Origin of the sequence: Trinickia dinghuensis (assembly GCF_003367175.1) — a bacterium.
GTDB lineage: Bacteria > Pseudomonadota > Gammaproteobacteria > Burkholderiales > Burkholderiaceae > Trinickia > Trinickia dinghuensis.
In genome coordinates, this window is the sequence record NZ_QRGA01000004.1 from 246,506 (window position 1) to 252,505 (window position 6,000).

A 6,000-nucleotide genomic window follows, 5' to 3' on the forward strand; every position below is an offset into this window, starting at 1 on the left:
GGAAACGCCGAACGGGGTTAGCGCCTCCGGGCCTGCCGGATGCGCACCGGCTTCGCGATGCACGAGACGAATATGCCCAGCCAGATCGCACGTGGGATGACGACGGCTTGGCCACCGTCGAACGACAGCGAGATACCGAGGACGATCGCCAAACCGAGGATCGCGATCGTTCCGTCATGGGCTCGGCACTTTAGAAGCGACAGGGCCAGCCAAGCAAGCAGCGGCACCGTCACGACAAGACCATAGTGATACGCGAGATAGAACAGCAGCGAATCGATCGTCGTGACGTCGAAATTGAGCTTATTGAAAAAGGGATCGATGTTGTCGAACGCCGATCGATAGCCGAGGCCGTGCGGCAGCGCTAATTTCCAGGGCTGTTCGACCATGAACTGGAAATAGGCCATGCGTACCACGTCGGACTGCTGCATTTGATTGTCGCCTTGTCCCAAAGCGGACATGAGATTCTCGGTCTTGCCGACACTTTGAATGTATCGAGATTGGTCGTCCATGAAGAACGACTCGATCTTTGCCGCGTAGGAATGCAGGGCGAATACGCCGACGACGGCCATCGCGATCAGGACAGCGGCCGTCCGTACACGCGCCGCGGCGTCGAAGCGCGCGAACATGAAGCCCACGAGGATCAATGCGCCGGCGCCTGCTCCTATCCAGTATTGGCGATAGAAGCTCACCGCCGCGAGAAAGATCAGCATGCCGAGCGCAACGAGCGCCGGCACGACCCGACGGATCCGGCACGCCAACACGATGGCAACGATGAGGCAGACGTACGGCGAAGTGAATTTCGTCTCCAGATCGTTCGACGCCAATTGGAAATACCACGACAGGATTGCGAGCGCGCCCGTGGCGATCCCGAACCGAATCAGCGGCCGCGGATCGCGGTCTCTGAATTCCCAGCCCACCAGAAAAGCCAAAGCGACCATCAGATTCGCGCGATAGTCTCCGTACGCATAGCCCACGTCCTGGCCGACCAGTGCGCCCACGACGAAGAGCGTCGTAATGAATAGGAACAACGCGAGCGCATGGCCTCGCCTGTATCTGACGGTCCGATACGCGGCGCGAGCGAGGGGATCGCGCGCGAGCAGACCGAATCCGATCGATAAGGCCAGCGGCGCCTCGAACAGATAACTGCCGCCGAACGTGAACGTCTTTATCGCAAATGTGGATGCGAGCAGATAGGCGTATAGCATCGGCGGAATCCATTTCACGACGTTCGAAACCGCCCGGTTCAAGATCTGCTCGGGATGGCCGGGGTGCCGCTGAGAGGCGAGACGAATATCCATGCTTACTGTCCGGTGTAGCCGACGGGCACGGTCACATTGGACGCGATCACGTTGGCGTTGGACGAAATCACGTAGATGGGCGATTCCGTCAGAGTGAGGGTAACCACGCCGTCGATGTATGGCACGGCGGTGGGGTTGCCCATGAGGTCGAACACGGTCACGGTGCCGTCGGCGCTTGGCGTATCGGCCCAGACCGGACCGTGGCCATGGCCGCCGCGAACCGGGTGCGGCGCCGAACGGAGAACGGCGAGCGTCCGACTCAAGCGCTGGTGTATCGGGCGTCCCTCAAAATGCGCCCCCATTCGAAGTCGAAGTGATCCGGGGTGTACGGCATCGTCCCGCCGCCGGGCGTAAACGTCAGTTCTCCGAAATAGATTTCGTTATCGGGGGCGTAGAGGTCCACCCGGACGTAACCAAGGCCATCGGCCAGTCGCATGGCGATCGCGGTCAGTTCGTCCCAATTCGACGGCCGCGGCACTGCGCGCTCGCTGCGCTGATAGCTGCCCCATGCCAGCCCGAGCCGATTCCATTGAGCGTCGTAGACATCGGCACGCGCAGTGCCGAACCGATCCGAAATGATGCCGGTGTAGATCACCGGTCCGTTCGGACCATGACCGAACACGTGCATTTTGAAGTCGGACGGAACGATTCCCGAATGATCGAGCAGCAATTTTTCGAAGAAAATGCGAGGCTCGATGCCGCGGTAGTGCCGCTCGCGTGAGACGCGGTAGTAGTCGATTTCGAGCCACTTCTCGGCCATGTGACGTAGTTCGTGGAACGAACGCTTCGATTTATCCCAGACGACCTCGACGAATCCCGATCCGTGGTTCGCCTTCATGACGAACGACGGCGGGAGCCGGTCGAAGATCTCCTTCGTGAAGACATCGGGGGCGGCAAGCAGCGGGATCAAATGCGGCTCTCCGATCCGATCGCGCACATAGTCGCGCACACTCAGTTTGTCGGTCAGATCTCGCCAGCGCGGATCGGGACGCAGGCACCGGCTCAATATCATTTCATTGAATGCGATCGGATTTCGAAAGCGCGGGAACCGGCCGATTCTTCGACGATGCGAAAGCGCCAAATAGAGCTTGTCCGGAAGCATCGACGCGCCGGATTTTAGCGACTGCTTTACGAGATCTCGCATGTTGTTCCTCCGACGAATCGGCAGTCGAACGAGCGCGGCGATACGGCAACGGCTACTGAGATCTTCACGCGCGAACCACTCGTTGTGCAATAGAAAGATATTGGTCTGCTGTATCGGCAAGCGTGAGGCCGGTGAGGTTGCGGGCGGTCCTGGGTTGCCGCAGCGCAGCGATCAGTGCATTCGCATAAGCGTGCGTGTCGTTCGTATCGACCAGCTGCACGCAGGGCAGATTCCTTGCGAACGCAAATGGGACGATGGTGCTTGCGACGACGGGAATGCCCGAAGCCAGCGCTTCCAGAAACGCGATGCTGTGCCCTTCGGAGCGCGACGGCATCGCATACACCTGCGACTCGGCGAGCAGCACGGGAACGTCGGAACGCGGGCCTTCGACGCTCACGCGATCGGCGATTCCGAGTTCTGCCGCGAGATCGACGACGCCGGCATGGTAGGCTCGGTCTTCGACCACCCCGCATAGCACCAGCCGTGCATCCGGTAGGCATTCGACCACTTCCTTGAATGCCCGAAGCGTCTGCATTTGATCCTTGACGGCCGTGTATCGGCCGATCTGCGCGATTCTCGGCAAGCGGCGCACGTCGTTCCCATCGTCCTTGCCGGTAAAGCGCGCGGTATCGACACCGTTCGGAATGACGGTCAAGAGCGGATGCGTTCCGATCGCCGCGTGGTAATTCTCGACGTTCGCCGGCGAAACACCGATTACCGCGCTCGCACGCCGAGACAAGAGACGCTCGACCCATCGAAACAGCGCGCGCGCGAAATCGTTGGTGGCGGAATGCATGACGTAGACGATGGGCACGGCGATCGGCAGTGCTCGAACGTAGAACGCCGGTATGGTCGCGTGCGCGAAGATCACGTCCGGCTTGAAGTGCCGAATCACGTGTTGCAAACGCCACAGCTTGCCGATCAAGCTTTGCGCTCGATCCGGAAACCGGCAGGGCACGTCCTTGCGCTCCAACTCTTCCCGCAACGGCGAAAAGTCGGCCTGTTCGGGAAGCAGCGACGCCACGCAGACCGAGTGTCCCTCGGTCTTCTGATGCAAGGCCAGGTCCTTGACCAGCACCTCAGCCCCGGAGAGGCGAGGCGCCCATACTAGGTGCAGCGCGCGCATTGATCGCTCCTTGTCAATCGATACAGCATGAACATCGTCGCGGCCGCCAAGCCTGCGGTGATCGACCAGGCAACGCCGGTCGCGCCCCAGTACCGGGTTGCCAGCGGTACCGTCACGGCCAGCACCAGCATCTGCACGATCGACGCATGGGTGGCGGCCTTCGGATTGCCGACCGCGCGCAGATACGCGACCAGCACCGCGATCAGCGCGCCGATCGCCATGTTGATCACGAAAATGTCGAAAAGCGGGACGGCGCCGATCCACGACTTTCCGAGAACGAGCACGAACAGACGGGTAGCGGACGCGCGCAACAACACGACGAGTACGACGAGGCCGCAGAAGAGCACGGCGAGATATCGTTTGAAGAGGCGCTTTGCGCGCTGCGAATTCTGGCGATGTTGAGAGGAGAATGTCGGGAACAGGAACTGCGACATGGCGATGGCGGCGTCCGCCAGCAGCATCTGAGCCAGCCTCGACGACATCTGATAAGCCCCAAACTGCGCCGGCCCTAGCAGTGTCGCAACGACGACCTTGTCGAATTGATTGAGCAGCAGGCTGACGACGCTCGCTGCCCAGATCCAGCGGCTGAACCGGACATAGCGGCTGATGCCCGACCAGGCGAGGCGGAGCGGGGGGCGCGGTGCCATCGTGATCCAGGTGAGGGCGCTTTTGAGCGTTTCGCCCGTCATCGTGCCGAACAGCGCGGCATAGACGCCGGCTCCCGTGAGCGCGCTCGCGATTGCCACTGAGCAATCGGCGACGGCGGCCGACATCTCGATCGCCGCAATATGCTGAAAGCGCCGTTCGCGCTGAACGAGGTAATACGCCGGCGACGAAGTTCCGCGAATGAATGGGATCGCTGCCGCGAGCAGCAGCAAACCGATCTCCCCGGCGCGCAGATGAAATACGCGGAACATCGTCGGCGCGAGCGCGGCGAGCAGCAGCCCAATGCACATGCCACGTGTCGCGAGCGTCGTGAAGACGGCGCCCAGCTGCGAGGCGGTCGGCGCGTCGCGGTCTTGAATGATGGCTTGCGCGAGGCCGGTGTCCGAAAGCGACTCCGCGATGGCGACCGCAAGCAGCGCGATGCTGATGCTGCCGATTGCGGCCGGCCCCAAAATTCGCCCGAGCGCCAGGAATTTGACTGCGACGAGGCCGCGCACGATGAGCTGCTGCAACAGCACCCACGTCGCCGCGCTCGGATGAAGGCCTGCACGTAAGGAAAATGTCGGAAGCCTGAGCGGCCGTGACGTTCTGGTTTGCTCCATGGCGTGATGGACAGCCCGTTGCCGCACCGGCTACCGCGCGGGGTGCGAGGACGTGTAGCCGGCGTACTGCGGCCCGTACCCGTACCCGTAGCCGTACCCGTTTCTGCTCGGCTGGAACCCGTTCAGCAGCACACCTTTCACAGCAACGCCGGAGCGGCCCAGCCGCTTGACCGATTCTTGAATTTCGCCGATGTCGCTGGATTGGTGGCGTGCGATGAGAAACACGGCGCCGGCATGCAAACCGACGACCTGTGCGTCCGAAACGGCCAAGACCGGGGGCGTATCGATCAGCACGATGTCGTAGCGTTGGGACATCGTCTCGAGCTGCGGGCGCAGGGCGTCGGATAGGAGCACCTCGGAAGGATTTTCCGGCAGCGCTCCGGTCGGGATGAAATCGAAGCCGGACGCGATGCCGCGCCGCGTCACTTCGTCGAGCGTCTTCGTTCCCGCCACGAGCTCCGCTAGGCCGTCCTCGTGCGACTCGTTGAAGTACTCGTTCAATCGCCCCTTGTGCAGGTCGCCGTCGATCAGCAAGACGCGCTTGCCGCCCGCCGCTAGCACGGCGGCGAAATTGGTGGCGACGAACGATTTACCCACATCGGGGGTGGGACCGGTCAGCATGACGATATTGCTCGGCGAGTCGGTCATGCTGAAATGCAGGGCCGTACGCAGATTACGCAAGCTTTCGATGGCCGGGTCGCGCGGCTGCCGGTGCGCGAGCAATCCCGCGACCGCGCGCTGATTCCCCGTCGTGTGCGTGAGCATCCGCTGCGCTTCGCTATACGGAATCGCCGTCAACACTTCCAATCCCGTGTACCGTTCGATTTCTTGCGGATGCGATACGCGGTTGCGCAACGTCTTGCGGATGAGGGCGATGACGATGCCTAGACCGGCGCCGAATATCAGCGACAGCACGATCACGAGCATCCGCTTCGGCCTCACCGGTTCGTCCGGCGTGTTGGCATCGTCGACGAGCCGCACGGTGCCGAGCTTCCCCGCTTCGACGACCTTCAACTGCTGCGTGGTATTAAGCAGGCTCGTGTAGAGATCGGTGTCGACTTGGACGTCCCGTTTGAGCCCCACCGCCTCCTGTTCGATATCGGGAAAGTGCTTCATCTGCTGCGAGAAAGCGGCGATCGAGTCGTTCAACTCGCTGATCTGTTC

Annotated in this window: 6 protein-coding genes; all 6 read right to left on the minus strand. The window is 61.8% G+C overall.

The genetic code is table 11. The annotated features are described in order from the left end of the window. Nucleotides 1-17 precede the first annotated feature (17 nt). Nucleotides 18-1,298: a hypothetical protein gene (locus DWV00_RS08115; RefSeq protein ID WP_115533045.1), complete on the minus strand. Its 1,281-nt coding sequence runs from the start codon at nt 1,296-1,298 to the stop codon at nt 18-20. A 2-nt stretch (nt 1,299-1,300) separates the two neighbouring features. Then, nucleotides 1,301-1,561: a hypothetical protein gene (locus DWV00_RS08120; RefSeq protein ID WP_115533046.1), complete on the minus strand. Its 261-nt coding sequence runs from the start codon at nt 1,559-1,561 to the stop codon at nt 1,301-1,303. Continuing rightward, nucleotides 1,558-2,442, minus strand: coding sequence for an ATP-grasp fold amidoligase family protein (locus tag DWV00_RS08125; protein WP_115533047.1), 885 nt, complete (start codon nt 2,440-2,442; stop codon nt 1,558-1,560). Before DWV00_RS08125 ends, DWV00_RS08120 begins: the two co-directional genes overlap by 4 nt. A 64-nt stretch (nt 2,443-2,506) precedes the next feature. Continuing rightward, complete coding sequence (locus DWV00_RS08130; protein ID WP_115533048.1) at nt 2,507-3,568, minus strand: glycosyltransferase family 4 protein; 1,062 nt, start codon at nt 3,566-3,568, stop codon at nt 2,507-2,509. Then, entirely contained in the window at nt 3,550-4,836 is a 1,287-nt protein-coding gene (locus DWV00_RS08135) for an oligosaccharide flippase family protein (protein WP_115533049.1), read from the minus strand. Before DWV00_RS08135 ends, DWV00_RS08130 begins: the two co-directional genes overlap by 19 nt. Nucleotides 4,837-4,866: 30 nt before the next feature. Continuing rightward, nucleotides 4,867-6,000: polysaccharide biosynthesis tyrosine autokinase (locus tag DWV00_RS08140; protein ID WP_220274669.1), on the minus strand; the 1,134-nt coding region annotated here is incomplete at its 5' end.

Bases quoted from the DNA above. Each gene is read 5' to 3' on its own strand.
- DWV00_RS08115 (WP_115533045.1), bottom strand. From the start codon at position 1,298: ATGGATATTCGTCTCGCCTCTCAGCGGCACCCCGGCCATCCCGAGCAG.
- DWV00_RS08125 (WP_115533047.1), bottom strand. From the start codon at position 2,442: ATGCGAGATCTCGTAAAGCAGTCGCTAAAATCCGGCGCGTCGATGCTT.
- DWV00_RS08130 (WP_115533048.1), bottom strand. From the start codon at position 3,568: ATGCGCGCGCTGCACCTAGTATGGGCGCCTCGCCTCTCCGGGGCTGAG.
- DWV00_RS08135 (WP_115533049.1), bottom strand. From the start codon at position 4,836: ATGGAGCAAACCAGAACGTCACGGCCGCTCAGGCTTCCGACATTTTCC.